Below are 26,594 nucleotides of genomic sequence, written 5' to 3' on the forward strand. Positions count from 1 at the left end.
GCCGGGCAAGGACACGCTCATTAAACGGCACTTTCCCGGGTTGCGCAGCGCTACCGGTTTGCTTTACTTTTTTTAGAAGCCGGTTAAAAAGTAAAGCAAGCAGCGGGCAGTTGTTTGCCGACTGCTCTCAACCAAAAGCAAATAGAGGCTCCTTGTGGCCTCTTCGGTTTCTTTTGCCGGCAAGTGGCTATTTTAGCCCGTGAAATACCCCTTTGCCCTTTCCGCTCCACTTCCCTTCCAATGAAAAAACCTTTGATTTCGGGCCTGGCCCTGGCTACGCTGGGCTCGGCGCTCTGGGCCTGCGCACCTACGGCCAAGACGGCTACGGCCAAGACGGCTACGGCCACCGCCCCGGCTGCCGACGCGGCTCCTGCTCAGTCCTCTACCCCACCCGCCCCCATCGACTGGGGCCGGCAGGCCGATGAGTTTCTGGCCAACTACTCGGCTCAATACCAGCAGCTCTACACCCAGTCGGCGGAGGCGGAGTGGCGCTCCAACACCCGCATTGTAGCTGGCGACACGACCAACTCGGCCGCTACAGCCCGGGCTAACGAGGCCATGGCCGCCTTCACGGGCAGCAGCCAGAACATTGCCGATTTGCGCCAGCTGCTCGAGCACAAAGACCAGCTCACCGAAATCCAGGTCAAGCAGCTGCAAACGGCCCTCTATAACGCCGCCAACTCCCCCCAGACCATTGCCGACGTGGTAAAGCGCCGCATCAAGGCCGAAACCCAACAGACGGAAAAGCTCTACGGCTTTGACTATAAATACAACGGCAAGTCCGTCACGACCAACGACCTGGACGAGCTGCTGCGCAAGGAAAAAGACCCCAAAAAGCGCCAGGCCATCTGGGAAGCCAGCAAGGCCATTGGCCCCACCCTCAAGGACGGCCTGCTGAACCTGCGCGGGCTGCGCAACCAGACCGTGCAGGCCCTGGGCTACCCCGACTACTTCACCTACCAGGCCTCCGACTACGGCATGAGCCGGGAGGAAATGATGCAGCTGGTGCGCAAAATCAACGAGGAGCTGCGGCCTTTGTACCGCGAACTGCATACCTACGCCCGCTACGAGCTGGCCAAAAAGTACGGGCAGAAGCAAGTGCCCGACTACCTGCCCGCCTCCTGGCTGCCCAACCGTTGGGGCCAGGACTGGAGTGCCATGGTCGATGTGAAAGGTGTGAACCTGGACGGGACACTGGCTAAGAAAGGCGCCGAGTGGCAAGTGAAGCAGGCCGAGCGGTTTTACCAGAGCCTGGGCTTTCAGGCCCTGCCGCCGGTGTTCTGGGAGAAAAGCAGTCTGTATCCGCTACCTAAAACCGCGACCTACAAGAAGAATAACCACGCTTCGGCCTGGCACCTGGACCTCAACAACGACGTCCGGAGCCTGATGAGCGTGGAGCCCAATACCGAGTGGTACGAAACGACCCACCACGAGCTGGGCCACATCTACTACTACCTGACCTACACCAACCCCGAGGTGCCGGTGCTGCTGCGGGCCGGGGCCAACCGTGCCTACCACGAGGCCATGGGCAGCCTGATGGGCCTGGCCGCCACCCAGAAGCCCTTCCTGGTGGGCCTGGGCTTGCAGGATGCCAAGGCCAAAACCGACCAGACCCAAACGTTGCTTAAGGAAGCCCTGAACTACGTGACCTTCATTCCCTTCTCCTCGGGCGTGATGAGCGAGTGGGAAAACAGCTTCTACGCCGACAACCTGCCCGCCGACCAGCTCAACGCCAAGTGGTGGGAGCTGGTGAAAAAGTACCAGGGCATCGTGCCGCCCACCACGCGCGGGGAGAATTTCCTCGACCCGGCCACCAAAACCCACATCAACGACGACCCAGCCCAGTACTACGACTATGCCCTGAGCTACGTCATCCTGTTCCAGCTCCACGACCATATCAGCAAGAAAATCCTGAAGCAGGACCCGCACGCTACCAACTACTACGGCAGCAAGGAAGTGGGCACGTTCCTGGCCGACATCATGCGGCCCGGGGCCAGCAAGGACTGGCGGCAGGTGCTGAAGGAGAAAACCGGCGAAGACCTCTCGGCCCGCGCCATGGTGGATTACTTCCAGCCCCTGATGGCCTACCTTAAGGAGCAGAACAAGGGCCGCAAGTACACGATGTAGTCAGGTATGCGTGATGCGCTGGAGTTTGTGGCTGAAGTAGAGCGGGACTTTTCGGTGACGCCCTTGTTTCTTGGTTCAGGGTTTGAAGATGTGAATAAGGAAGCGCTGAGCAATCAGCATTCTATGTCTCTGACGGCAGAACAGGCCGGGCAACTGACCACCGAAAACCTACACCGGATGATGCTGGGTATTATGGGAGCAAAGCGGCAGCAGCTACTCGCTCAGCGCGGCCAGAGTTACCCCATGCAGTTCTATTGCTGGCATGATGAGCAGGCTGCGCAATTGCGGTTTAGCCTTATTTCGGCCAGCGCGGCGGCTTTGCCCTTTGGCTGTCCGGTTCGGCTTACGGCTGACCTCAACAGTATCTTGTCCGCCTTCCTGAGCTCCAAATACCACGATGGAATTACCTGGGATGAGTTGGCGGCTGCTACCTCAGCTGCCAATGAAACGGCTGATGATAGTTCTGTCTACTATCTTGACGTTTGGAAAACCCTGCTTTAGCAGTCGAATCACAAAGTACATCCTGTAATGGGCAAAGAGCTTCGGCTTAGTGGCCAGAATTTCAATCCCGAAGCGGCGCTACAGTTCGTGCAGCGCCGTTTTCGTGTAGAGCAACACGGCACCTCGCTAATGGGTCTTTTTATGCTGACTCCAGAAGCCACGTCGGCTCGGCTCAGTAGCCCTGAAACGTGGCCTCCAGTGTTCGTAAGCGTGGAAGCCACCGGATTCTACTTCTGCGACAATCTTTGTGCCGCCCAGGAAGCGGCTCTCATCTTCAAGCAACTATGCGAATTCATGCTTACTACGAATGAGGACATTCAAGTAGCAGAACTCTAGCATCCATCCTCCAACATGAATACCAAGCATCTTTTCTGCGGTTTCTTATTACTCCTGCTGGCCACTGTTGCCTCCCAGGCCACGGCCCAAACCAAAGCTGCCCCCCTGGTCATCGGTGAAACCTTCACCATTGCTTCCAAAATCCTGGGTGAAACGCGGCGCATCAACGTGTACCTGCCCGCCGGCTACGCCGAAACCCCGACGCTCCGGCTGCCGGTGCTCTACATGCCCGACGGTGGCCTAGCCGAAGACTTTCTGCACGTGGCGGGTTTGGTGCAGGTAGGGGTCGGCAACAACACCATGCGGCCCTTTATCCTGGTCGGCATCGAAAACACCCAGCGTCGCCGCGACCTGACCGGCCCCACGACGGTGGCCGAGGATAAGAAGATTGCGCCCAAAGTGGGCGAGTCGGTGGCGTTTCGCAAGTTTATCCGCCAGGAACTGATGCCCCAGGTGCAGCACCGCTACCGCACCACCCCGGAAAAAGCCATTGTCGGCGAGTCTCTGGCGGGCCTGTTTGTGGTCGAAACCCTGCTGCTGGAGCCCGACCTGTTCGACCATTACTTGGCCTTCGACCCCAGCTTGTGGTGGAACAACGAGCAGCTCGTTAGCCAAGCCGCCGCAACCATCAAGGCTTACAAGGGCCCGGCTAAAACCCTGTTCATGACTTCGAGCGACGAGCCGGTTATTGCCGCCGCCTCGGCCCGCCTGGCCAAGATTCTGCAGGACACGCCCAACCCCGCCCTTACCTGGCACTACGAGTCGATGCCTACTGAAACCCACGGCACCATTTACCACCCCTCGGCGCTGCGGGGCTTCCGGTACGTATTTAAGCCTGCCCCAGAAAGCGCGACGAAGTAGAGTTCCTACCTGCGTATGCACTACACTCTCAACCGCCCCAAGCTCCTGATGCTCCTCATCCTTGCATTGCACGGGGCCAGCACGGTGTTAGGCAACCTCCGGAGCCTGTACCGTACTACCTGGGACGGAGTACGCTATAGTTTTGGGTTCCAACTGGCCATTGGATTAGCAACGACCGTTCTGGTTGGGCTCCTTCCCGTTGCGGGCAAAACCTATCCGCAGCGCGTGGTCTATTTCCTGCCACAAACGATACTCTACAGTTTCCCCTTATTCTTCTCATACTGGGTATTGAGGCAAACTAGGGTACTTATTCAGCAGCTCTAACAAAAAAGGCCCGGAGAATCTCCGGGCCTTTTTCGTCGCTCTTTTGTAGGGCCTAGAAGTTGGCCTCGGCGGCGGGCAAATCAATCAGGATAAACTGCGAATCCTTGGTGGCCCGAATCTGGACGACGTGCTCGTCGGTCATGCGGGCCTGGTCGTTGGGGCCCAGCTCGGTGCCGTTCACGTAAATTGTGCCCTCTTTGACGTAGATAAAGGTGTTGCGAATCGGGAAGGTCTTGAACTCGATTTCCTTGCCTTCTTTCAGATTCGACCAGTAGATCGTGCTGTTAGAGTTCATATACACCACGTCTTCCAGCACTTTCTGCCCCGACACGAGCGGCATCAGTTCGTTTTTGCTATCAAGCAAATCGAGGTCTTTCTGCTCGTAGCTGGGCGCCAGCCCTTTCTGATTGGGTACAAACCACAGCTGGTAGATGTGCAGGGGCTTATCGGAGTGGTTGAACTCGGAGTGGGCCAGGCCGGTGCCAGCTGTCATGCGCTGCACCTCGCCCTTGGGAATAGTCGTTTTGTTGCCCATCGTGTCTTCGTGGGTCACTTCCCCATCCAGCACGATAGTCACGATTTCCATTTCGGAATGCGGATGCTGCGGGAAGCCCGAATTGGGCGCAATGCTGTCGTCGTTGAACACCCGTAGCGGCCCAAACTGCACGTTGTTGGGGTCGTAATAGTCGGCGAAGGAAAACAGGAAGTAGCTGCTCAGCCAGCTCACGGGCGCAGCGTGGTGGCGGTCGGTGGCGGGAATATACTTCAGCATGGCAGGTTCAGGGGTTGGTGTGGTAGCAAATTGCCTAAAGCATACGCGCTAAAGCTGGGCTAAGTTAGAAACCACCCCCAAACAGCAAGGCTCACCCGTCAAATACGAGTGAGCCTCACTATACGAGTAGCTGCTCAGCGGCGAAGCGCAGACTAAGCCTTTTTGAGCGTGCTCATCTGCTGTTGCAGGTCCAGCACGATGCTGGCCAGGCGCGAGAGCGACAGGTCCGCAATGGGGAACGTGCTGCTGATGTAAGACTTGGCTTCCCAGATTTCCACCACGTCCTCCACCCCGATTTCGTAGGGCGAGTACACAGGGTTGTCGGAGTGCAGGGAAAGCGTGGCGCCGTCCTTGAGCTTGTTGAAGATCCGCTTGAAAACGATGCCTTCCTTGTTGCTGACCACCACGCAGGGCGTGCCGTCCTTGATAGTCATCCAATCCTCCACGTATTTGCCTACGATGACGGTACCCGAAGCAATGGGCAGCATCGAGTCGCCGGCAATTTCGAAGGCTCGATACGTGCCACCGGTGCTGAGCATGGGCAGGCGGAACTTGGGCAGCTCCTCAATAAATTCGGGGTCGGCGTAGCCATTGAGGTAGCCGGCACTGGCTTTAAGCGGCACGAGCTCGATGTTCTCGTTTTGCTCTTTATCGACGGTCAGGGCCAGGATGCGCAGGCCGTTGGCCGGGCGCGGCGTGGGCGGCTCGGGCGAGGTGGAAGCGGGCTCTAGCTGGCGCAAAGCGGCCTTCTGGGCGCTCTTCTTGGTGAAGTCAGTCGTGACCAGGGAATCGAGGCTGATGCCGAAAAGGCGGGCCATATTCACCAGGGTGCTGAGCTTGGGCTCGGCGCGGCCCTCCTCGTAAGCACCTACTAGTGAGCGTTTGATACCTAGTTTTTCGGCCATCTGAGCCTGAGTCAGGGCCAGTTCGCGCCGCCAGAATTTCAGGTTAGTATTTATCATCGCGGGTAGGGAGCCGGGAAAGGCTTCGACATCAAAGGGTTATCGGCTCGTGAAATTAGCAACAAACCCGCAGCTTTACTAATTCAATTAGCTTTAATTTTTTAGAAAAAAGTTCCGGGCATGCTTTATAGCCCCGTTCTACTTATTAGAGACTTTCGGCCACCGCCCAAGCCTGCTTGGCTAACACAGTACAACGGGCTTCGCAGCGGGTAAAAGAGCTTTTTCAGCGGAATAGCAGCCTTCAGGTTCAAAGGCTCTTATAAAGATGATACGGGCTTATCGGCCCACCATTCCTCATTTTCCCACACCTCCGTCCAGCCCAGCTTGGCGTATTTCGGGTTGATTTCGCCACTTCTTTCCCCGATTCCGAAGTCTTTGAGCACATCGGGAGCTATAACGAAGGGGTCGTTGGCCAACAGCAGGGGCTTGTGCTGGCCAGTGGTATTGCTCACCCATTCGCCGGAAAATAACAAGCCTGAGCCCCGGGTCGGGTCTTTGTCGGCCGAGCTGGGCATACTGCTGCATTGGTGAAGCTTGCCGTCGGCGGTGCGGTACAGATCCAGGTAGCCGGTTCCCCGAAACACTCCGGCCCCTTTTGCGGCCGAGTTTTCCCGGAGTTCAAAGCCGGCCGTGACCGTGTAGGCCTTCGCCGTAGCACTGCTGGCCGAATCCAGGTCGAGGAAGGTATCCAACTCGGCTATCTGGCTCACCGTCAGCGTACCGGCAAAGGGGGTAACAGCCTTTTTAAACTGACTTTTCCCCTGCACGTGAAACAGCTCGGGGCGCTGCTGGTCCTGGGTTACGCGGGTGAAAACGAAGCTGATGCGGTAGTGGTCGGCACCGTAAAAACCCGAGAAAGCAGGATACTGCCGGCGCTCCTCCGTATCGTTCTGCCACAAAGGGGCTATGTTATTCTGCTGCAGGAAGGCTCGCTTTTCGGGCAGCAGCTTGGTGAGGGAAGATGCCGAGGCAACAGGAGCCAGCGGTGCGGCAGTAGTGGCTGCGGAAGAGGCAGCCGTAACCTCGGGGGCTACAGGGGCAACCTCCGTGGCCGTAGAAGCGGTTTGCTGCTGACAACCCGAGCTGGCGAGCATAGCAAGGAAGGAAATAACCAGTGACGTGCGCATAAGGCGTAAGAGTAGTATAAATAGAAGTTGAGCCGGTAAAATACTGCTTTCAGGTTTACAAAACTGGCTTCTCGTCTTCGACCCACCATTCCTCATTTTCCCAGAAGCTTTGCCAACCCACCTGCCGGTACTTGCGGTTGATGTGCGGCCCCGGTCACCCACGTTGAAACGCTCCATGACGCTGCCGGCAATTTCCATGAAGTTACTGGCCCATACCAGCTTAACGGCTGCGGGGTGGGCCGGACTGGTCCAGGTACTGGTAAACTTGCTACCCTCGCTGGCGCTGCCCTCGTCCCACCAAGATGCCAGCCTGGGCATATAAGCCAAGCCGCTGGCGGTTCGGGAAAAAGTGATGGTAAGCTGCCCCGTGAAGGTACCCGCGCCCTCCTCGGTGGCGCTTTCCACGAAGCGGAAGCGCCCATTGGCCTGGTAGTGTCCCAGCGACTTAAACTGGTCATTGTTGGCATAATCCGGTATCCGCACCTTTTTCAGGGAAGTCAGCGTGATGGTGCCGCTAAATGGCAGGATCCGCTCCTGCTCCCGGCTTTTGCCCCGCACATGGTACAGGGCCGGTTTTTTTGCGTCGCGCTGCACTTTCTCAAACACTAGGTTGAAAGGTCGGTACTGCGGGCCCATGCAGCCCAGCATCGTCTGAGCCTCGGCTTCCCGGGGGTAAAGCACCCACAACGGTGCCAGGTTAAAACGGCGGAACGACGTGGCCACGCCAGCTGCCGGGGCCGACTTGGGCGCGGGCCGGCCTGAGGGCGGATCGGCCAGCAGCGTGAGCAATACCAAGGGGAGCAGCAATAGTTTCATTGGGGCAGCAGTGTATCGATGCCCGCCACCGGGTGGGCCTCCACAGATACCAACTGGCGCAGGCCCCGGGAGTACCGGTGGCGGGTCGGGGTGGTGTCACCGGGCGGCAAAGGCAGGCTGGTGGGGTCTGGAACCTCATCGCATTCCAGGGCCGCCACCCCCGTGCCAGTTTGCACTTGGCCCTGGCGTTGGCAAGCCAGCGCTACACGCAGCGCTCTGAAGCCCAGTAAGCAGTAGGAATTTGGTCATAAAAGCAGGACGAAAACGAGGCAAGGAATTACTGGGCAACTACCGCCGTTTCCCGGGCCGGGGTAAAGCGCGCCTGCCGCAGCAGGCGCCGGGCCGCGCCCAGCTGAATGAGCACCTCGGCCAGCACCAGATTGCCAGTCCAGGAAAGCCAGGTCACGGTCAGGTAGGTTTCGATAGGCTTGGTGCCGAACACGTAGTAGAGCACGTAGCTTTCGGTGCGCAGACTCATGGCCGCCAGCGTGACGGCAAAGCTGCGGATCATCCACTCGGTGTGGGGTTCCCAGCGGCGCTGCCGGGCCAGGCGGTAGGCCTGCCAGGTGCTGAGCCACCATACCACGCACTGCAGGGAAAAGCCCACTTTGGCCACCAGCCCACCGTTGGCAAAGCCGGCCAGAATCAGCCCCGAGGGTGCGGCCAGGGCCAGAACAGACACGACGTAGAGCTTACCCAGGCGGTGGTGCAGCGCCGCCCGGCCTCGGAACAGGCGCGGAAAAAACTGGGCCAGCCCGGTCGCCAGTACCCACAGGCTGCTAGTGATGTGCACGTAGAAACCCAACCGAAACAGCCCACTGCTATTCGTCGCTTCTGACTTGGTAGTCAGAAAATGTATACCGGGCTCGAATGACAGGTAGGGCCACACTTTGGTGCCCATCAGAATGGTAAAGGCGGCAACGGCCGCACCCGCCAGCCACTGCAGCAGGCTCGGAAAAGACAAAGAGGAAAACATGGGCAGGCGGGCGAAGCACTAGGGCAATATAACGCGGCTGGCATATTCTTATGATACCGCCGGAAAAGTATTTTTCCCAGACTGTTCAACCCGCAAAATACAACCGAAGACCCAGCTTCCAGCGGGGTGTCTTTGCCTTGTCCTTGCGAGGACGCAGCGAGAAGCAATCCGTCCGCTGCTGGTGACAAACGCTCTTTTACCAGAAAGCCCTAACGCCAGAACAGACGTCAGGGCTTTTCACTTTAGAAAGCTCAGCACATTGCAGCGGACGGATTGTCACGGCCTTTGGCCTCGCAATGACACCACTTCACTATCTCACTTGTTTCCCCGCAGGCGCTTTTGGTACATCACGGCCAGGCGAAGCTTAAAGTAGTCATACTGTTCGCGCAGGTGGTCGAACAGGTCGCGCAGGGGCGGGTCGCCGCCGAGCTGCCCGATGGCGGTCTGGATCTTGGCGAATTCGTCCATGCTCAGAAACTCCTCCAGGCGGATGGGCTGGCCCTTGGCATAGAGCGTTTCGATATGGGCCCGGATGGTGCTGGGGCTCAGGCTGCGGCGCTCGGCAATGGCTTCTACGCTCAGGCCGGCGCGGTGCAGCTGCAGGGTGTTTTCGTGGGTGTCGCCGGCCTCGCGGGGGCGGCGAGGCTTGCGGGTGCTGGGCAGGTCCTCGTCTTCATCGTTGTCCTCCGTATCGGCGGGGTTGGGTGCGCCGCCGTGCTCCAGAATGGCTTTGATAAAGACCTCGCCGTAGTTCTCGAACTTTTTCATGCCTACGCCGCCAATGGCCAGCATGGCCGTACGCGACATGGGCCGCTCGGCCGCCATTTCCTGGAGCGTAGTATCGGTGAAGATGACGTACGGGGGCACGTTCTGCTCGTCGGCAATGCGCTTGCGCAGCTGCCGCAGCCGCTCGAAGAGCTGGGTCGTGGCATCGGTAGGCGTAGCGGCGGCGCTGGCAGCTTTCTTGCCCCGGGGCTGCTTTTCGGCTTTTTCGGCGGGCTGAAACTTCTTCATCGGCAGCTGGCGCTGGCCCTGCAGCACCTGCTTGCCCAGGTCGGTGATTTTCAGCGCGTAGCCTTCCTCGTAGGCAATGTAGAGCAGGCCGTCGTTGAGCATCTGGTGGATGTAGCTGTACCAGTCCAGATACGGCAGGTCGCGGCCCGCGCCGTAGGTTTTGATCTGCTCGTAGCCGCCCTGCAGGATGGCCTGGTTGCGCATGCCCCGCAGCACGTCGATGAGTAGGCCGATGGGGGCTTTTTCGCGCATACGCACCACCGCCGACAAGGCTTTCTGAGCTAGTTCGGTGCCGTCAAACGTTGTGGGCGGGTTGCGGCAGATGTCACAGTTGCCGCAGTCGGTAGCCAGGGTTTCACCGAAGTAGTTGAGCAGAATTTTGCGCCGGCAGCTGGCGGCTTCGGCAAACTGCTGCATGCGCTCCAGCTTGGTCAGGCTGAGTTGGGCCAGGCGCGGGTCGGCGTCCTTGGTGAGCATGTCGCGCAGGCTCATCACGTCGGCGTAGCTGTAGAAGAGCACCGCCGTGGACGGGGCTCCGTCGCGCCCGGCCCGCCCGATTTCCTGGTAGTAGCCTTCGATGTTCTTGGGCAGGTTGTAGTGGATTACCCAGCGCACGTTGCTTTTATCGATGCCCATGCCGAAGGCAATGGTAGCCACGATGACCTGCAAATCGTCGCGCAGAAAGGCTTCCTGCACGGCCCCGCGCTGGTTGGGCGTCATGCCGGCGTGGTAATGGCCGGCGCGCACGCCTTTCTCCTTGAGCTTCTGGGCCAACGTTTCGCACTGCTTGCGCGAGAGGCAGTACACGATGCCCGCTTCCGAAGGTCGGCCCGTGACAAACTCCACGATGCTGCCCACCCGGTTTTGGCCGGGCCGCACAATCAGGTTGAGGTTGGGCCGGTCGAAGCTCGACAAAAACACCTGGGGCTCGTGCATGCGCAGCTGCTGCTGGATGTCGCGCTGGGTGAGGCGGTCGGCGGTGGCGGTGAGGGCAATGATGGGCACCCGCGGAAACTGCTCCCGCAAGACCCGCAGCTGGGTGTACTCGGGGCGGAAGTCGTGCCCCCAGGACGAGATGCAGTGGGCCTCGTCGATGGCAAACATGCTGATGCGCAGGCGCTGCAGAAACTGGATAAAGCCCGGGGAGACCAGCTTCTCGGGGCTTACGTAGAGCAGCTTGAGGTAGCCGTTGAGGCAGTCGGAGGCAATGCTGGTTTGCTCGCTCTGGCCCACGCTGCTGTTGATGTATTCGGCCGGTATACCGTTGGCTTTCAGGGCTTCGACCTGGTCCTTCATCAGCGCAATCAGTGGCGAGACGACCACGCAGACGCCTTCCTGCACCACGGCCGGCACCTGGAAGCACACCGATTTGCCGCCCCCGGTGGGCATGAGCACCACGGTATCCTTGCCGCTCATGATGTTGGAAATGATACTTTCCTGCATAGGCCGGAACGTATCGTAACCATAATACTGCTTCAGGACGCGCCGGGCAGAAGCCAGCGTGGGCGCGAGGGGTTCGGGGGCAAATAACATGCGGTAAAAATACGGCTAAACCAGGACTTGACAGACGTAAATAAACCGCGGCGGTGGGGAAATAGTGCGCGGGTTTGGCAGAATCCTACACCGTCCCGGCAGCTAGCTTCCCGTAGAGCTTCGGAACGTCTGGTTTGCCCTTTTCCCTTCGCCACCGGCCAGGCTAGCACCATAATCCTTAACATTCAATATTATTTATATTCCAGGTAAATAATTTACATTCCTTACTTATTCACTTTCAACTAATTCTCTTTATGAAAAAACACGTTACCTGGATGCTGGCAGCAGCAATACTGCTGCTGGGAGCTGCGGGCTGCGCGGAAAAGCAAGCCCAGAAGCAGGAATTAGTCGTGCAAAATGCCAGTGTCGTGCCGCTGACGGGGGAAATCATTTCCTCGGCTCAGGCCGTGAGCTGGACGACGAGCTACCAAGAGGCGTACCCCGACGAAGTGTGGGCGGTATTCACGGAGGCCAGCGTGTATAAGCAACTGCTGGCCCAGGAGAAATGCCAGGGTATCCGACTCTACCACGCCACTACCCCGCAGGGCAAGAACACCATCGTGATGGTGGGGGTCAATGATGCCGGGGCCGATATGACCAAGCTGGTAGCCGATATGGCCACTCCCTGCCCACCAGGCCATTATAATAGTATTTTGCTCGCGAAGCCCGCCGAACAGCTCCTGCCGCCCACGTTGCCCGCGGGCGGCATGATTGAGCTAGACCAGGCGGCGGCCATGACCAAGCTCTACCAGAAGCAGCACCCTGCCGCCTTGTGGGCCGGTTACTACAGCGCCTATGTCTATACGAATCTGCTGGCCCAGCCCGGCTGTATTGGCATCCGCATCTACCGGGGCATCAAGGAAGACAAGCAGGAATGCTTCGTACTGGTCGGCGTAGATAAGGAAGGCGCCGACATGACCAAGGGCCTGCTCTACGACATCTCCATGCCCTGTCCTTACACCTGCTTCACCGAAAGTGAGTTGATGCTGCAACCGTAGCCGCTGCCGCGGAAAGTAAGCATCGAATTTCCGCGCCCGGTTTGCTTTTCGTAGCAGACCGGGCGCTTGTTTAATCGGGCTGCACAAGCTCCGTCCCACTTTGTTGCAGGGTCAGGTCGAGGGTGTATTTGCGGCGGCCGTCGGGCGTGTTGCCAGCCCGCTGCAGCGTAGCCGTGGCCTGCCAGCGCGGTACCTGCCCGCCCCGGGGCGGCACGGCCGTGGCTACCGCGCCTGTAGCGTCGGGTTTGGTTTGGCGGCGGGTAAAGCCCTGGGCGTTGAAGTCGCCAACCCACTGACTGGTGCCCGAACTGTAGTAGTCATTATACACCTCGTAGGAAGAAACCGGGCCACTGCGGCGGACAGCAAACCAGTAATACAGCGGCGCTAGGTCGGGAAACACCAGCCGCACGCCGAACGACTCCGGCCGCAACGGCCCCAGGGCGCTGGAGCCAAACGACTCGGAAAGCTCCCGGCTAAAGTGTCCGTTCTCGTCGAGGCGAAACTCGTGCTGCCCGCTGCTCCGGTCCCAGAGCAGCAACCGTTGCGCCGGCAGCGGCCGGCCAGCGGCGTCGAGCACTCTGAGCCGGAGCTCGTAGGCCACGGACCGTTGGCCCAGGGAAAAGACCAGCACGCCGCCGGCCACGACGGCTACGACTATGCTGCCCACGATATAGAGTATTTTCAGAGCCATGGTGCTGAGCAAGGATACTTTCTTCTTCGAAGGCCCAAAATAGGCTGCTTTTTTCTTCCCCGAGCTTGCCCACAGAGTTCACCGCGGGCAGAAGCAGTAAGAAGGCTACCAACAGGCGCTAAGCTTCGGATAGCCGCGGCCGGGCCCTGGGGTAGCTACCCAATTACTGCCACTGGCCAGGACCAAACCAGCAATAGAGCACTGCTCCCCATCCTAGTCCCTGCCCTACTTGCGACCAGCGCCCGAATTAGGTACACTTAGTTTATTAGAAATAATCAATATATTGTAAATATAATACCAAATAATAATCTGCATTTTGAATAATTGCAGAATGCTTTGAACGCAACTCCGTTTTTTTGCTCCCGTATCTGCCGAGGCCCGACAGCAGAAGCCTTCAGCAGGTTTCTGCTGTCGGACCGCGTTATTCTGTTCACCTTGTCGCTCTTCTATGAAAACATCTTTCCTGTCCACTTTCTCGCACCGTCGGTGGCTGCTCTTCGTGGGACTATCACTAGCCGGTTCCCCAGGCTACGCTCAGGGCGACTGGCAGTCGGTAGCCAACCTCGGCGGTAACATCTCCGATGTGCGGGCTACTACCACCGATGAAGCTGGTAACGTGTACTTGGCGGGGGCCTTCTCCGGGACTGTAACCCTGGGCAGCCAGACCCTTACCAGCGTGGGCGGCACAGATGTCTTCCTAGCCAAATGGAATACCAGCGGCTTTGTGTGGGCCCAACGGGCCGGGGGCGTGGGCGACGACGCAGCCACGGCCGTAGCCACTCACAGCGGCAGTGTGTACGTAGGCGGCACGTTTGCCGGAGCCACGGCGGCGTTTGGCAGCACCACGCTCACCAATGCCGGCACCGCGCCAACCACCGATATTTTCGTGGCCCGCTATACCGACGCGGGTTCGGCCGCCAATCTTAACTGGGCCCAGCAGGCCGGCGGAACCGCCAACGACGAGCTGAACGCCGTGGCCGCTACAGCCGCCGATGTATACGCCGTGGGCTCATTTGTGGGCTCCGCCCGCTTCGGCAACGCATTTCTAACCAGCTCCGTAAGCACCAGCCCCGATATATTCATCACCAAGCTTACAACTACCGGCAGCGCAGGCGGCTTCGTTTGGACCCAAAGCGCGGGCGGCCCCGGCCCCGATGCCGCTACGGCTGTGGGCGTCAGCGGGGCCAACGTGTACGTGGCCGGCAGCTTCAGCAACACCGGCAGCTTCGGTACCAACCTGGTATTCAGCGCCGGCAACCAGGACCTGTTTGTAACGCGCCTGACCGATGCGGGCAGCACCAGCAGCTTCGCCTGGGTGCAGCGTGCGGGCGGCGCCAACGACGACCTGGCCACCTGCCTGGCCGTGCGGGGCAGCGGGGTATACGTGGCCGGCAGTTTCGCCAGTATTGCCGCCAATTTCACCGGTGTTATTCTGGCCAACAACGGCAATGCCGACTTATTCGTGGCGAAGCTCAACGATATAGGCACCACGGCACCGGTCTTTAGCTGGGCCCAGCGGGCCGGGGGGACTGGCTTCGAGCAGGCCACGGCGCTGGCCCTGAATGGCAGCAGCCTCTATGTAGCCGGGCAGTTCAACAGCCCGCTGGTTGGCTTTGGCACCGCCGCGGCGCTGTCGAACAGCCAGAGCGGCTTCTTCGATATTCTGGTGGCTAAAATCAACGACCTGGGTCCGAGCAATAACTTTACCTGGGCCCAACAGGCTGGCAGTCCGCAGCACGATTATGCCAAGGGCCTGGCTGTATCGGGGGCGCGGGTGTATATGGTCGGGAGTGTCACGTTGCCGGCCCGCTTCGGCAGCCAACAGCTTTCGGGCACGGCCGGCACCACTACCTCTTTCCTGGCTACACTGCTGGATACCAACGTCATTACGGCCCAGGCCGAGGCAGCAGAGCTGGCTGGCCTGAGCCTCTACCCCAACCCGGCCCACCACCGCGTGATGCTACAGCTGCCGGCCGGCTCAGGAGCCGCGGCCACTGCCACCCTGCTTGATGCCACCGGCCGAATCGTGCGCAGCAGCTTGGTGACGCCCACGGCCAACGGGGTGGTGGAAGTGCCCCTGACCGGACTGCGGGCCGGCCTGTATTACGTGCAGGTGCAGCTCGGGAAGCTGCGCGCCGCCCGGCCGTTGGTAGTCGAGTAGTGCCGGGTAAACTTTCTTGGCAAAACAGCGGCGGCTTCCTGTTACTCAGGAAGCCGCCGCTGTTTTGCTTAACCAATAGAGGCCGTTGCCGGACGGGCAGCCGTTGAGCGTCCGGCAACGGCTCCGGCACTACTTTCCGAGCTCCAGGACCAGAGCGGTTTTAGCCGGCAGCTGCAGCGTCGTCAGGCTGGCAATGGGCTCGTCAGTCAGCACGTTGCGGGCCTTACTGAAGCCGCTAAGGCGCTCCGAGAAGCGGGCCGTGGGCAGCGTGGCTGGCTTGTCGGTGGTGTTGGTGGCGACCATCACGGTGCCGGTAGCATCGTAGCGGAAGTATACGTAAAGGCCGTTTTCGGGCAGGTATTGCATCAGCTGGCCGCTGTGCAGCGCGGGGTGAGTTTTGCGGTAGGTAGCCAGGGTTTTCACAAACTGGAAGGCCTCGTTCTCCTTGGCCGAGCGGCCAGCGGCGGTGAACTTGTCTTCCTTGTCGCCGGGCCAGCCGCCGGGAAAGTCCTTGCGGACCTCGGCATCGGTGGGGTCCTTGAATTTTTTCATCAGGATTTCGGTGCCGTAGTATAGGCTCGGAATGCCGCGGGTAGTCAGCAGCCAGGTCAGCCCGATTTTGTACCGGTCGAAGTCCTCGCCTACTTCCGACAAAAACCGGTTGTGGTCATGGTTATCGATAAAGGTGACGAGCTTGGTCGGGTCCTGGTACACGGCGTCCTGGGCCAGGGCCTGGTACACGCGCTGGGGCCCGTTGTCCCAACCGGTAGCAGCGGGCGTGCCCACTTCCTTGAGGCCGGCCAGCATGGAGCCTTCCAGCACGAAATCCAACCCGCCGGGCTGGTTGGACTTGAACGGAAAGTCAATCTTGTTCTTGACGTAGTAGGCCTGGTCCACGGTGCTGGTCACCGACGACTCACCGAAGATGTGAATCTTGGGGTACTCGGCTAGCAACGCCGCATTGCAGCGGTTCATGAAGGGCTGGTCGTTGTACATGTAGGTATCAATGCGCCAGGCATCCACCCCGAAGGTCTCCACCGACCAGATGGCGTGCTGAATCAGAAAGTTGGCCACGTAAGGATTCTGCTGGTCGAGGTCGGGCAGGAAGGGTACAAACCAGCCGTTGAGCGTCACGGCCCGGTCAATCTGGGCGGCGTGGGGGTCGGTGATGGGCTGCTGCCGGTAGCTGGTGTTGGTGTAAGTGGGCCACTGGTGAACCCAGTTTTTCATGGGCAAGTCCTTGATAAACCAGTGGTTGTTGCCCACGTGGTTGTACACCGCGTCCTGCACCACCTTGAGGCCCGCAGCGTGGGCCTGCTCCACGTAGGCCTTGTACGCCGCGTTGCCGCCCAGGCGCCGGTCCACATTGTAATGGTCGGTGAAACCGTAGCCGTGGTAAGCCGAGCGCATGGTGCCGCCCTCGTTGGTCAGGCCCTGGTTGTTTTCCAGCACGGGCGTAAACCACACGGCCGTCACGCCCAGGTCCTTGAGGTAGCCGATGCGCTGGGCCGCACCCTGCAGGTCGCCGCCGTGGCGGAAGAACGGGTTGGCGCGGTCCGAGTTGGGGTCGGCCATATCGGCAAACTTGTCGTTTGAGGGGTCCCCGTTGGCAAACCGGTCAGGCATGGCCAGGTAAATCAGGTCGGCCTGCGTCACTCCCTGGCCCTTGGGGCGGTTGTCGCGGGCCAGCAGCTCCCACTTCTGGGTTACGGTCTGGGTGCCCTTTTTGCCGATGATGCTGACCGTACCAGGCTTGGCGGAGGCGGCAATAGCCAGGTCGAGAAAAGCGTAGTTCGGGTTTTCCACCGTACTGGCCTTCAGTAGCTTGACGCCCGGATAACTGATGGTATAGCTCAGCGTGCCGGCCTGGGGCCCGTAGATGAGCAGCTGCACGTTGCCGTTTTTCATGCCCGTCCACCAGTTGGTTGGGTTTACGCGGGTAATCGACTGGGCCGTGGCGCCCAAGGGCAGCAGTGCGGCGGCTAGCAGCAGCTGTAAAAAATGTTGTTTCATGGGCGGGAGAGAGAGTTGGAACAGAGCCGTAAGTTAGAAGATGAGCCACCAAAAGAAAGAATGTCCTGCCGAGCGGTCTGCTCAACAGGACATTCTCTAATGACTTCCAGGCTGCGGGGCGTTTCCGCTCTGCGGCTCGTTGATTATAGCAACCAATAGCTAACCAAATGCTTACCGACGCTTCAGGTGCTTGAGGATAGCTATTACATCCTCGTCGCCCAGGGCGGGTTCGGCTTGCTGGAAGGTCTGAACGACGGTTTCGGCCAGGGGCGTAGCCAAGCCTTCGGCCTGAGCCAGGCGTAAGTCCTTGGCCAGCAGCTTCAGGGCAAAGGCCGCCGCGTAATTATCGGCCTGCACGGCCTCGCCTTTGAGCTTGATAAAGACGCTGCTCAGGGCGCTGTTGTTAATCAGCTCCATTAGGTCGTCAGTTTTGAGCTGGTGCTGCTGGGCAAACAGCAGGGCCTCGGCCAGACCCTGGGCCTGAAAACCCAGCAGGGTGTTCATAGCCAGCTTAGCCAGGTTGCCGTTGCCGGTAGGACCCAGGTGGCGGGCCAGCTTGCCCAGGTGCTGAAACAGGGGCTGGGCCTGGGTAAAGCCGCTTTCCTCGCCGCCCACCATAATTACCAGTTGGCCCGACTCGGCCTGCTTAACGCTGCCCGATACCGGGGCATCAAGGTAAGTGTGGCCCTGGGCCTGGCACAGCGCGGCTACTTCCCGACTTACGCCCGGCGACACGGTGCTCATGTTAATCAGCAGCTTACCAGTGGCCCGAGCCTGCAACAGTCCCTCGGAACCAGTAAACAGCTCCCGCACGGCCTGGTCATCGGAAACCATCAGGAACACGACGTCCGTTTCGGCTAGCAGGGCCGCCGGAGAAGTGGCCACGGTAGCGCCCAGGTCGCGCAGGGCGGTTGTCTTTTCCGGGCTTCGATTATAGACGAAAACCGGGTAGCCGGCACTCAGCAGCCGCTGCGACATGGGGGTGCCCATGTTTCCTAGCCCAATCCAGCCGATGGTGGTTAATGCACTCATTTTGTATTGCGGGAAATGATAAAAAGAGGTGAGGTATGCTATACAGGCCCGGGCCGGATTAGTTGTAGCCCGCCGCATTTTGCTCTCAAACCTGACGGGCTGCCGAGTCAGGGCGCATACTCGGAGCTGAAAATTCAGCCTGCCAACCAGGCACTGGTAACATCCGAGCCATAAACCGGCGCCAAAACGCAGCTTTCGGAAGTGCCGCCCACAGAATCCGCGACAGAAAGAACGGAATCCGTTTGACCAAAGTCCGGCCCTGAAGCCCACTCTACTTTTGTACCCGGCAACGCTTCCTAACTGCGCAACCTATTGAAAATAGGCCCATAGAAACGCAGGCACAATGGGGTAGACCCGGCAACGCCCGCGCAGCAGCGCCCTGGCTATGCCAGAACCGGCAGCAACGCCCGAGTCAGGTCCTCACCCCTACTCCGTTGCTGCGCTCTAGTAGTCCGGCGGCCTAAATGACTAACTGCTTCAAGTAGAATTTTTATGAAATTTCTTGCTTTACTAGTATTACTCCTGAATCTGCGTGTATTGCCAACTGCTGCCCAACGCCTCGTCGTGAGCGGGCAAGTGGTCGAAGCTAGTACCGGGGAGCCCGTACCGTTTGCCTCCGTCTTCGTTCCAAGAACTACGACCGGCGCTACCGCCGACGCCGAGGGCCGCTTCAAACTGGCCGTAGCTGCCGCCCCCGATTCCATTGCCGCTTCGGCTTTGGGCTTCGCTACCCAGCGCCTGAAGCTCAGTTCGGCCGCCGAGCAAACCGTGCTGTTCCGCCTCAAAACCGACAGCCGGGTGCTGGCCGAAGTAGTGGTGCACGCCCGTCAGCCCGAAAACCCGGCCTTCCGCATTCTGCGCGAAGTGCAGAAACACAAGCCCCAAAACGCTCGCACGGCGTTGCAGGCTGCCGAGTACGACTCCTACAACCGCATCGAAACCAGCCTGATCGAATTGCCCCAGCGCCTGGCTAAGCGCAAGGTCATCCAGGACATCCGCCAGCTGGCCGTGCGCCAGGGTGCCACGGCCGCTGCCGACCCCGACGCACCCCTGCCCATTTTTGCGTCGGAAGTCAGCTCGCGGGTGTACCAGACCTACTCGCCCCTGCGCCGCCGGGAAGATTTGTTGCACCGGCAGATGCGCGGGGCTGCCCCCCGGGAAGGCTCGGTGGCCTCGGAGCTGCTGGGCGCCAACTTTCAGAACTTCGACTTCTACCCCAACTGGCAGAATATCCTGGGCAAGGACTTCATTTCGCCCCTGGCCGAGGGTAGCCGCCTGACCTACGACTACGAGCTACAGGATTCGGTCTTTGTGGGCCCGGACTGGTGCTACCGAATTGCCGTAACACCCAAGCGCGCCCACGATTTGGCCTTTAAAGGCACCGTCTGGATTACGGCCGAAAGCTACGCCCTGCGCCGCGCCGACCTGGTAGCCAGCCCCGAGGCCAACCTGAATTTTGTCAGCGACCTGCGCATTTTTCAGGAACTGACCTCGCCTACCGACGGCCCCGGGCTGCCGGTGCGCACCAAGCTGGTCGTGAGCGTGCGGCCGGCCCGCAAGCAGGTAGCCACGCAGCTGCGCTTTACCACCGTAAATAGCCACTTCGTGCGCAACCGGGTGCACGCCGAGCCGGATTTCTACGACCAGTCCATCGTCGCGGCTTCTCTTGAATCAACCGAAACAGACGCCAACCCGGCCGGCGTGCCGGGCTACTTCGACCAGCACCGGCCCGACACGCTCAGTCTGGCCGAGCAGCAGACCTTTGCCGTGCTCGACTCGGCCCGGCAGCTGCCCTCGGTGCGCAATGTGCTGGACTGGGTGGAGCTGCTCGTGAACGGCTACAAGCGCGTGGGCCGCTGGGAGTTGGGCCCGATTTTGAACACCTACGCCCACAATGACTATGAAGGCAGCCGCATCCGGGTGGGCTTCCGCACCACGTCCGATATCAGCCGCGACTGGGTGACGCAGGGCTACCTGGCCTACGGTACCCTGGACGAGCGCCTGAAGTACGGGCTGAAAACCAGCTTTATAGCCGAGCGCCGTCACTGGTCGGTGCTCAGCGCCGAATACCGCCACGACGTGGAGCAGGTGGCCTTGCTCGACAACGACTTTCTGCCCGACAACAACCTGTTTCTGGCCGCCGCCCGCTGGGGCCGCTTCGCCCAGGGCCGGCCCATTCTGCGCAACCTCTACGCCGTGTCCGGGCAGCGCGACCTGTTCCGGGGCTTTACCCAAACCCTGACCCTGCGCCACCAGGACATCAAGCCCCTGCACGACTTTGCCTACTACGCCACCGACGACCACGGCCCCGCCGCCCCGCTGGGCCACCATCTGACCTTGTCGGAACTGGTGTTAGAATCGCGCTACGCCCGGGACGAAAACCTGGTGCAGAGCGACAACCGCCGCCGCTCCATCGGGCTAAAGCGCTGGCCAATAGTGACGTTTCGCTACACGCTGGGCTTCCGCAATATATTCACCCCACGCACGCCGCCGGCCTACCAGAAGTTCAACCTGCTGCTGACCCATAGCGTGTCGGCTGGGCAGCTGGGGCGCCTCAACTACCGCCTGGAGGGCAGCTACATTCCCGACGCAGTACCTTACCTGGTGCTGAAAACCCCGCTTGGCAACCAGACGCCCTTCTATAACGCCAACGCCTTCAACCTGATGAACTACTTCGAGTTCGTCACTGACCGTAGCGTGTCCTTGCGGCTGGATCATCACTTCCAGGGTTTGCTGCTCAACAGCCTGCCTGGTATCCGGGCCCTGAACTGGCGGCTGGTGGGCACGGCCAACGTGCTCTATGGGGGCCTCTCGGCCAACAACCGCGTGCAGCCCCGCTACGACCAGGAGGGCCACGCCCTGCCCGGGGTGCCGACCCTGGACCGGCAGCCCTACCTGGAAGCCGGCTACGGCATCGAGAACATCTGCAAGTTTGTCCGGGTCGACTTTATGCATCGCCTCACCTACCGCCACCATCCGAATGCCGACAACTTCGGCATCAAAGTCGGCGCCCAGTTCCGGCTCTAAGTCGGCCGCCGAAGCTCGGCTGGCCGGGCGCAAAAGTAAGCCTGATTACCAGTGTCCTTGCGCCTGTAGTCTGATTCCCAAAGGTCTTTATTCTCCACCAGGTGCCTGAACTACCTCCAGCTGGAGTCGGTGGCACCGCAACTTAGAATCCGCATATGAAATCCATGGTTACCCTTCTTTGCGCCTGGCTGCTGACCGGCACGGCGGCCCTGGCCCAGTGGCAAACCCTGAACGTGACTAACTCGCCCCTGCACAGCAACGTGGTGCGGGAAGTAGCCATTGATTCCGACGGCAGCCAGTGGATTGCCACCCAGCGCGCCCTGCAACACCTGAGCGGCACCACCTGGACGACTTTTACGGCCGCCAACGGGCTGCCCTCCAGCAACGTGGTGAGCCTGGCCGTGCGCAACGGCATCGTGTGGGTGGGTACCGACAAGGGCCTGAGCCGCTTCGACGGCACCACCTGGACCTACTTCAACGACCCGACCAAGCTACCCGTGGGCCGGTTCGGAGGCAATGACCTGACTATTACCGAGCTGGTAATCAGCAGCACGGGCACGGTGTGGATGGCCGGCAGCCGGGGCATAGCCCGCTTCGACGGCATTACCTGGACCAAATTCAACAGCTCAAACTCCAGCCTGAAGGAAGAGGCCGTAACCTCCCTGGCCCTGGACGAAACCGTGAACATGCTCTGGATTGGCACCAACTGCAACAGCACCAACAGCGGCTTGTATGGGCTAAACACGCTCAATTTCTCCTTCCGCTACCATAAACTGACCGGTAACAACTGCGTGCACGGCGTGGCCGTCAACAACCTGGGCGCCGTGGTAATAGGCACCTGCAACACCAGCATGCTGCTGACCCTGGATAACGGCTGGCTGAGCACCCCCACGCCTAGCAGCTGCGTGGCCCTGGGCGGCATGGCCCCCGACCCCAGCAACCCGGCCCGCGTGTGGGTAGCCACCGAAAGCTTCGGCACGGCCGGAACTGCCCCCAGGGGCCTGCTGGTGTACGATTCCAACAGCAACACCGTGGTGCAGCAGTTCAACATGGCTAACTCGGCCTTGCCCACCAACCTGCTTTCCTCGGTGGCTTTGCAGCAAACCGGGGGCCGGCTCAAGGTCTGGGTAGGCACCGCCGACCAGGGCCTGGCCGTGTACGAAACCGTCGTGACGGCGCAACGAGCTCCCGAAACCAAGCTGGCCCTGACCATGGTGCCCAACCCGGCCTCCGCGACGGTGGAAGTGCGCGCCGACCTGCCCCGCTACGCCCTGACCGTGTACGACACGGCCGGCCGCCTGCTGCACCAGGAGCAGGTACTTGGCCGCCAATCGGTGCAACTGGCAGTGCAGTCCTGGCCCCGGGGCCTCTACCACGTGCGCCTCACAGCCGGTGAAGAAGTACGCACGGGCCATTTCAGCAAAGAGTAAGCTCCGGCAGAACACCTGCGCATACCCATTGCATCCAGCTTTTTTCCGGGCCCGGTAACTCTACCGGGCCGGATACAGCACCTGTGTGCCTATATCCAGCCTTCGGATAGCCGCCTCTTTGACAGAGGCGCCCGACAAAATCCGCTTTTGAAAACCTCTTATCCGTTTGGCAAAAGCTTGCGGAGCAGGGCGCCGGTAGTTTTGCATAAACATTTATAACCATCTGGTAGCCTGGCTCTCACCCGCGGCGCAACGAGCCGAACGAAGGCTGCAGCCGCCCCTCCACCTAGTAGTCCGACAAGCGCAACCGGGACGCGCCACCGGAAGTCCTGGCGCTCCGGCCCTGGTTTAGCCCGCCCTGCCGGCCCCGCCGGGGTGCAGCCTGGCAACGGCTACCGAGGCCGAATTCGGCCGGCTACTTAACAGAACTCCTTTTCATAATACCATGCACTTTTCGACTCGTCCACGTCAGTTTGGCCTGCTTTGCCTGCTGGGCCTTTCCGGCACCCTTTCTACTACCAGCCTGGCCCAGAGCACGGGCGTCAGCATCGGGGCCAGCATCTTTACCCCCGACCCCAGCGCCCTGCTGGAAATGCGCTCTACCACTCAGGGTCTGCTGCCGCCGCGCATGAGCGGCACCGAGCGCGCTACCCTCAAGAACCCGGCCCAGGGCCTGCTCGTGTACCAAACGGACGGCGCCGAAGCCGGGCTCTGGCAGAACAAGGGCACGGCCACAACTCCCAGCTGGCAGCGGGTGGGCGACGACGACCTGGGCAACCATACGGCTACCCAGAATGTGAGCCTGCAAAACTTTCAGCTGCTGGGTACCGGCACGCTGGGCATCGGCGTGAGTGCCCTGGGCGGCCTCGATATTGGCAACGCCCCCAATAACAACGTGTACCTGGGTTACAAGACCGGTGCTCCTTATTCGGGTTCCGGCTACGACAACGTGTTTGTGGGCTACAGCAGCGGCAAGCAAAACATTGGCCGGGACAACGTCTTTTTGGGCAACCGCACCGGCACCGTCAACACGACCGGCTCCAACAACGTGTTCCTCGGCTACGCCAGTGGAGAAGTTAACACGACCGGTGGTAACAACGTGTTTACTGGCACCTTCACTGGCGAGTCTAATACAACTGGATCTGACAACGTGTTTACCGGCTATGCCAGCGGCCACTATAACACGACAGGGAATTCAAATGTATTCACCGGGAACGTGAGCGGCTACTATAACATCTCAGGCAGCCGAAATGTGTTCGTCGGCGACGGGAGCGGCCACTACAATACGAGCGGGGAAAAGAACGTATTTCTTGGCAGTGGCAGCGGCCTGAAGAACACGATAGGAAACTACAACGTGTTCGTGGGAAATGAGAGCGGCTACAGCAACATCTCCGGGGAAGCCAACGTGTTCAGCGGCTATAGCAGCGGGTGGAAAAATACCACTGGAGCCCACAACCTGTTCAGCGGCTACATGAGCGGCTACTTTAACACGACCGGCTCCTACAACGCGTTTACCGGCAGAAGTAGCGGCTCGAGCAACACGACCGGGGAGAACAATACCTTCAGCGGCGCCAACAGCGGCTGGCGGACTACCACCGGCAGCTACAACGTGTTTCTTGGCGCTGAAAGCGGAGAAAATAACGTTGTCGGTGGCAACAACCTGGGCCTTGGCTACCGGGCCGGCCCGAGCGTAGATGGGCTCACCAACGCCGGGGCTATCGGCTACCGGGCCAAGGTCAGCCAGAGCAACTCGCTGGTGCTGGGCGGCACCGATATCGACGCCGTCAACGTGGGCATCGGCACCACTGCCCCCAAGCAGCGCCTGGAAGTAGCCGGCAGCGTCTTGATCAGCAGCGCGGGCAGTGCCCTGATCTTCCCCGACGGCACCGCCCAGAATACGGCGGCGGCCACGAACGTAGCGCCCTACACGGAAACCAGCAGCGTAAGCAGCAGCATGATCCTGACCAGCGCCCACCAGACGGTGCGCCGCACCGGCATCTGCAATAACATCACCTTGCCGACGCCCAGCACCTGTAAAGGCCGTATCTACACGCTGATTAACTCTTCGCAAGGGGGCAGCACGACCCTTTACCTGTACTCGGGTGGCAACGCTCCTATTCAGGATGACGTGCTGAACGCCGCCATTACCTCGTTGCCGACCAACCAGCGGATTACCGTGCAGAGTGACGGAGCCAAATGGATTGTCACCAGCCGTAACTAGAGCCGGCCGTGCAACATCCTCTCCCTTCCCTACCCCGGCCCCTGGCGCTGGCGCTGCTCACCCTGAGTTTCTCACCCTTGGCCGCTCAGACCCTGACCAACCACGGCAGCCGCATCTCGGTGCAGCCCGGCACTTTCTTGGCCGTAGCTGATTCGCTCCTGAACCTGCCGGTGGGTCAGGTCTACAACGCGGGTACCCTGCAAGTGGGCCGCACCCTGCGCAATACGGGCACGATGACTTCCCCCGGTCTGCTGCGCTTCAGCGGCTCCGACCAGCAGCGACTGGCTCACAACGGCTTCGGCATTGCGAAGCTGGAAGCTGACAATACCGGCAATGCGCCACAAAGTTTGCTGCTCGTAGCCAATAGCCTGACCGTGGATCAGGAGCTGCGCCTCACCACCGGCCTGATTCGGACGACGGCTACGAGCACCATCAGCCTGCCCGCCGGGGCCGTGCTGGTGGGCGAAACGGCCGGGCGCACCGTGCAGGGCAATCTGCGCATTAGCCGAACCGCCAGCGGCAGCACCGACTTTGGCCACGGCTTCACGCTCGACCCCCAGGGTCAGAACCTGGGCCTAATCTCCGTAACGCGCACCTCTGGCTTGCACCAGGACGGCAGCAGCTACGCCACTCTGGGCAGCACCGGCCCCGGCATCGACCGGATCTGGAGGATTACGAGCGCCAATGCCCCCGTTGCGCCCGTTGCGGTTGAAGTAACCTGGCCCGCTGCCGACGACAACGGGTTTACCAACCGAAGCGCCGCCCAGGTGTGGCAGCAAGCCGGCAGTTCTACTGCCTGGGCGCCAACTGGCCCCCGGGCCGATGCTTCCTCGCGCCGCATCAGCTTTACCACCACCAGCCTGGGCCGCTTTACAGTGGGCAATACGCAGGCTCCCCTGCCCGTGGAACTGGTGAGCTTCTCGGCCGAGCGTCGCAACACCGACGGCCTGCTGCGCTGGGCTACGGCTTCGGAGAAAAACAGCGCCTACTTCGTGGTAGAAAGCAGCACCGATGCCCGCCTCTTCCACGCTCTTGGGCGGGTAGCGGGCCAAGGCAGCACTACCCGGCGCAGCGACTACCAGTTCGTTGATGCAAACCTGGCCCGCTACGCGGCCAGCATCGTGTATTACCGCCTGCGCCAGGTAGATGCGGATGGCGCGGAAACCCTTTCGCCCGTCCGGACCCTGCAGGTGCCCGCTCCTACCAAGCTCGTAGCCGAAGCTTTCCCGGTGCCCTTGCCCGCTGGGCAACAGCTGCAGCTGCGCGTGCTGACCGGGCAGGCCGGCGCGGCCGACTTGGTTGTCGTCGATGCCCTGGGCCGAGCCCTGCTGCAGCGCCGCCTGAGCTTGCCCGCTGGTAGTACCACTCTTACGCTGCCCGAAGCTGCTCAGTGGCCCCAGGGAGTGTACCAATTGCGCTTAATCCAGGTCCAGCAGCACACCACGCTGAAAGTGGTGCGCAACTAGCGGAATAAGTCTGGCAGCCCCGCTTCGGAGGCTCAGCTTTTTCAGATTATAACTAGCTCCTCTTACCGAGAAGCCGGACCGGCACGCGGCTCCGCAACCGCGCTAAGCCCTCACTAGCGGCCCAGTAGCTGCCCCTGTTTCTGCCGCAGTCGGCATACCGGGCCGCCCTACCCCCACTACCCTGGCCGGCACCCGGCACGGGCTGC

19 protein-coding genes are annotated in these 26,594 nt (G+C 60.5%); 10 read left to right on the forward strand and 9 right to left on the reverse strand.

Annotated features, from left to right (window positions below):
• The first annotated feature begins 240 nt into the window (after positions 1 to 240).
• Genes MUN80_RS19835 through MUN80_RS19850 form a run of 4 tightly spaced genes read left to right on the forward strand, consistent with a single transcriptional unit; the run spans position 241 to position 3,825 of the window.
• Positions 241 to 2,127, forward strand: coding sequence for a M2 family metallopeptidase (locus MUN80_RS19835; protein WP_244715575.1), 1,887 nt, complete (start codon positions 241 to 243; stop codon positions 2,125 to 2,127).
• Positions 2,128 to 2,133: 6 nt separating this feature from the next.
• A complete protein-coding gene (locus MUN80_RS19840; RefSeq protein ID WP_244715577.1) occupies positions 2,134 to 2,628 on the forward strand; it encodes a hypothetical protein in 495 nt (164 codons plus the stop codon).
• 27 nt (positions 2,629 to 2,655) lie between these two features.
• Positions 2,656 to 2,964, forward strand: a complete 309-nt coding sequence (locus MUN80_RS19845) for a hypothetical protein (protein ID WP_244715579.1) — start codon at positions 2,656 to 2,658, stop codon at positions 2,962 to 2,964.
• Between the two features lie 15 nt (positions 2,965 to 2,979).
• Positions 2,980 to 3,825, forward strand: a complete 846-nt coding sequence (locus MUN80_RS19850) for an alpha/beta hydrolase (RefSeq protein WP_244715581.1) — start codon at positions 2,980 to 2,982, stop codon at positions 3,823 to 3,825.
• A gap of 376 nt (positions 3,826 to 4,201) precedes the next feature.
• Here the strand turns inward: MUN80_RS19850 and MUN80_RS19855 are convergent, their stop codons facing one another.
• From MUN80_RS19855 to recQ, 6 genes are all read right to left on the reverse strand, one after another.
• On the reverse strand, positions 4,202 to 4,921 hold the full coding sequence (locus MUN80_RS19855) for a pirin family protein (protein ID WP_244715583.1): 720 nt from the start codon (positions 4,919 to 4,921) through the stop codon (positions 4,202 to 4,204).
• 152 nt (positions 4,922 to 5,073) lie between these two features.
• Entirely contained in the window at positions 5,074 to 5,883 is an 810-nt protein-coding gene (locus tag MUN80_RS19860) for a LexA family transcriptional regulator (RefSeq protein ID WP_244715585.1), read from the reverse strand.
• A 257-nt stretch (positions 5,884 to 6,140) separates the two neighbouring features.
• On the reverse strand, positions 6,141 to 7,826 hold the full coding sequence (locus MUN80_RS19865) for a hypothetical protein (protein ID WP_244715587.1): 1,686 nt from the start codon (positions 7,824 to 7,826) through the stop codon (positions 6,141 to 6,143).
• Positions 7,823 to 8,002, reverse strand: coding sequence for a hypothetical protein (locus MUN80_RS19870; protein WP_244715589.1), 180 nt, complete (start codon positions 8,000 to 8,002; stop codon positions 7,823 to 7,825). The genes MUN80_RS19865 and MUN80_RS19870 overlap by 4 nt, the downstream gene beginning before the upstream one ends.
• A gap of 101 nt (positions 8,003 to 8,103) precedes the next feature.
• A complete protein-coding gene (locus tag MUN80_RS19875) occupies positions 8,104 to 8,790 on the reverse strand; it encodes a DUF2306 domain-containing protein (RefSeq protein ID WP_244715591.1) in 687 nt (228 codons plus the stop codon).
• Positions 8,791 to 9,117: 327 nt separating this feature from the next.
• Positions 9,118 to 11,349 carry a DNA helicase RecQ gene (gene recQ / locus MUN80_RS19880; protein ID WP_244715593.1) on the reverse strand — a complete coding sequence of 744 codons (2,232 nt, stop codon included), beginning with the start codon at positions 11,347 to 11,349 and terminating at the stop codon, positions 9,118 to 9,120.
• A 254-nt stretch (positions 11,350 to 11,603) separates the two neighbouring features.
• On the opposite strand from recQ, the gene MUN80_RS19885 reads away from it, so the two are divergent.
• A complete protein-coding gene (locus MUN80_RS19885) occupies positions 11,604 to 12,347 on the forward strand; it encodes a hypothetical protein (RefSeq protein ID WP_244715595.1) in 744 nt (247 codons plus the stop codon).
• Between the two features lie 70 nt (positions 12,348 to 12,417).
• On the opposite strand, the gene MUN80_RS19890 is transcribed toward MUN80_RS19885, so the two are convergent.
• Positions 12,418 to 13,038 (reverse strand): hypothetical protein, encoded by a 621-nt coding sequence (locus MUN80_RS19890; RefSeq protein ID WP_244715597.1) that lies wholly within the window; start codon positions 13,036 to 13,038, stop codon positions 12,418 to 12,420.
• 448 nt (positions 13,039 to 13,486) lie between these two features.
• Between MUN80_RS19890 and MUN80_RS19895 the strand changes: the two genes are divergently transcribed.
• Positions 13,487 to 15,199, forward strand: coding sequence for a T9SS type A sorting domain-containing protein (locus MUN80_RS19895; protein WP_244715599.1), 1,713 nt, complete (start codon positions 13,487 to 13,489; stop codon positions 15,197 to 15,199).
• Positions 15,200 to 15,328: 129 nt separating this feature from the next.
• Here MUN80_RS19895 and MUN80_RS19900 read toward each other — a convergent pair whose 3' ends face one another.
• Positions 15,329 to 17,212 carry an alpha-amylase family glycosyl hydrolase gene (locus MUN80_RS19900; RefSeq protein ID WP_244715601.1) on the reverse strand — a complete coding sequence of 628 codons (1,884 nt, stop codon included), beginning with the start codon at positions 17,210 to 17,212 and terminating at the stop codon, positions 15,329 to 15,331.
• Between the two features lie 171 nt (positions 17,213 to 17,383).
• Positions 17,384 to 18,244 carry an NAD(P)-dependent oxidoreductase gene (locus MUN80_RS19905; protein WP_244715603.1) on the reverse strand — a complete coding sequence of 287 codons (861 nt, stop codon included), beginning with the start codon at positions 18,242 to 18,244 and terminating at the stop codon, positions 17,384 to 17,386.
• 492 nt (positions 18,245 to 18,736) lie between these two features.
• On the opposite strand from MUN80_RS19905, the gene MUN80_RS19910 reads away from it, so the two are divergent.
• The 4 genes from MUN80_RS19910 to MUN80_RS19925 all read left to right on the forward strand — a co-directional run bounded on the left by MUN80_RS19910 (position 18,737) and on the right by MUN80_RS19925 (position 26,388).
• Positions 18,737 to 21,271: a DUF5686 and carboxypeptidase-like regulatory domain-containing protein gene (locus tag MUN80_RS19910; RefSeq protein ID WP_244715605.1), complete on the forward strand. Its 2,535-nt coding sequence runs from the start codon at positions 18,737 to 18,739 to the stop codon at positions 21,269 to 21,271.
• A 155-nt stretch (positions 21,272 to 21,426) separates the two neighbouring features.
• Positions 21,427 to 22,701 (forward strand): T9SS type A sorting domain-containing protein, encoded by a 1,275-nt coding sequence (locus tag MUN80_RS19915; RefSeq protein ID WP_244715607.1) that lies wholly within the window; start codon positions 21,427 to 21,429, stop codon positions 22,699 to 22,701.
• Between the two features lie 445 nt (positions 22,702 to 23,146).
• Positions 23,147 to 24,922, forward strand: coding sequence for a phage tail-like protein (locus MUN80_RS19920; protein ID WP_244715609.1), 1,776 nt, complete (start codon positions 23,147 to 23,149; stop codon positions 24,920 to 24,922).
• 8 nt (positions 24,923 to 24,930) lie between these two features.
• Positions 24,931 to 26,388, forward strand: coding sequence for a T9SS type A sorting domain-containing protein (locus MUN80_RS19925; RefSeq protein ID WP_244715611.1), 1,458 nt, complete (start codon positions 24,931 to 24,933; stop codon positions 26,386 to 26,388).
• Positions 26,389 to 26,594: the final 206 nt, after the last annotated feature.

Source organism: Hymenobacter cellulosivorans (assembly GCF_022919135.1).
Classification (GTDB): Bacteria; Bacteroidota; Bacteroidia; order Cytophagales; family Hymenobacteraceae; genus Hymenobacter; species Hymenobacter cellulosivorans.

Excerpts from the sequence above, each read along its gene's own strand:
- MUN80_RS19835 (WP_244715575.1), top strand. The coding sequence starts at position 241 with ATGAAAAAACCTTTGATTTCGGGCCTGGCCCTGGCTACGCTGGGCTCG.
- MUN80_RS19840 (WP_244715577.1), top strand. The coding sequence starts at position 2,134 with ATGCGTGATGCGCTGGAGTTTGTGGCTGAAGTAGAGCGGGACTTTTCG.
- MUN80_RS19845 (WP_244715579.1), top strand. The coding sequence starts at position 2,656 with ATGGGCAAAGAGCTTCGGCTTAGTGGCCAGAATTTCAATCCCGAAGCG.
- MUN80_RS19850 (WP_244715581.1), top strand. The coding sequence starts at position 2,980 with ATGAATACCAAGCATCTTTTCTGCGGTTTCTTATTACTCCTGCTGGCC.
- MUN80_RS19855 (WP_244715583.1), bottom strand. The coding sequence starts at position 4,921 with ATGCTGAAGTATATTCCCGCCACCGACCGCCACCACGCTGCGCCCGTG.
- MUN80_RS19860 (WP_244715585.1), bottom strand. The coding sequence starts at position 5,883 with ATGATAAATACTAACCTGAAATTCTGGCGGCGCGAACTGGCCCTGACT.
- MUN80_RS19865 (WP_244715587.1), bottom strand. The coding sequence starts at position 7,826 with ATGAAACTATTGCTGCTCCCCTTGGTATTGCTCACGCTGCTGGCCGAT.
- recQ (WP_244715593.1), bottom strand. The coding sequence starts at position 11,349 with ATGTTATTTGCCCCCGAACCCCTCGCGCCCACGCTGGCTTCTGCCCGG.
- MUN80_RS19885 (WP_244715595.1), top strand. The coding sequence starts at position 11,604 with ATGAAAAAACACGTTACCTGGATGCTGGCAGCAGCAATACTGCTGCTG.
- MUN80_RS19890 (WP_244715597.1), bottom strand. The coding sequence starts at position 13,038 with ATGGCTCTGAAAATACTCTATATCGTGGGCAGCATAGTCGTAGCCGTC.
- MUN80_RS19895 (WP_244715599.1), top strand. The coding sequence starts at position 13,487 with ATGAAAACATCTTTCCTGTCCACTTTCTCGCACCGTCGGTGGCTGCTC.
- MUN80_RS19900 (WP_244715601.1), bottom strand. The coding sequence starts at position 17,212 with ATGAAACAACATTTTTTACAGCTGCTGCTAGCCGCCGCACTGCTGCCC.
- MUN80_RS19905 (WP_244715603.1), bottom strand. The coding sequence starts at position 18,244 with ATGAGTGCATTAACCACCATCGGCTGGATTGGGCTAGGAAACATGGGC.
- MUN80_RS19910 (WP_244715605.1), top strand. The coding sequence starts at position 18,737 with ATGAAATTTCTTGCTTTACTAGTATTACTCCTGAATCTGCGTGTATTG.
- MUN80_RS19915 (WP_244715607.1), top strand. The coding sequence starts at position 21,427 with ATGAAATCCATGGTTACCCTTCTTTGCGCCTGGCTGCTGACCGGCACG.
- MUN80_RS19920 (WP_244715609.1), top strand. The coding sequence starts at position 23,147 with ATGCACTTTTCGACTCGTCCACGTCAGTTTGGCCTGCTTTGCCTGCTG.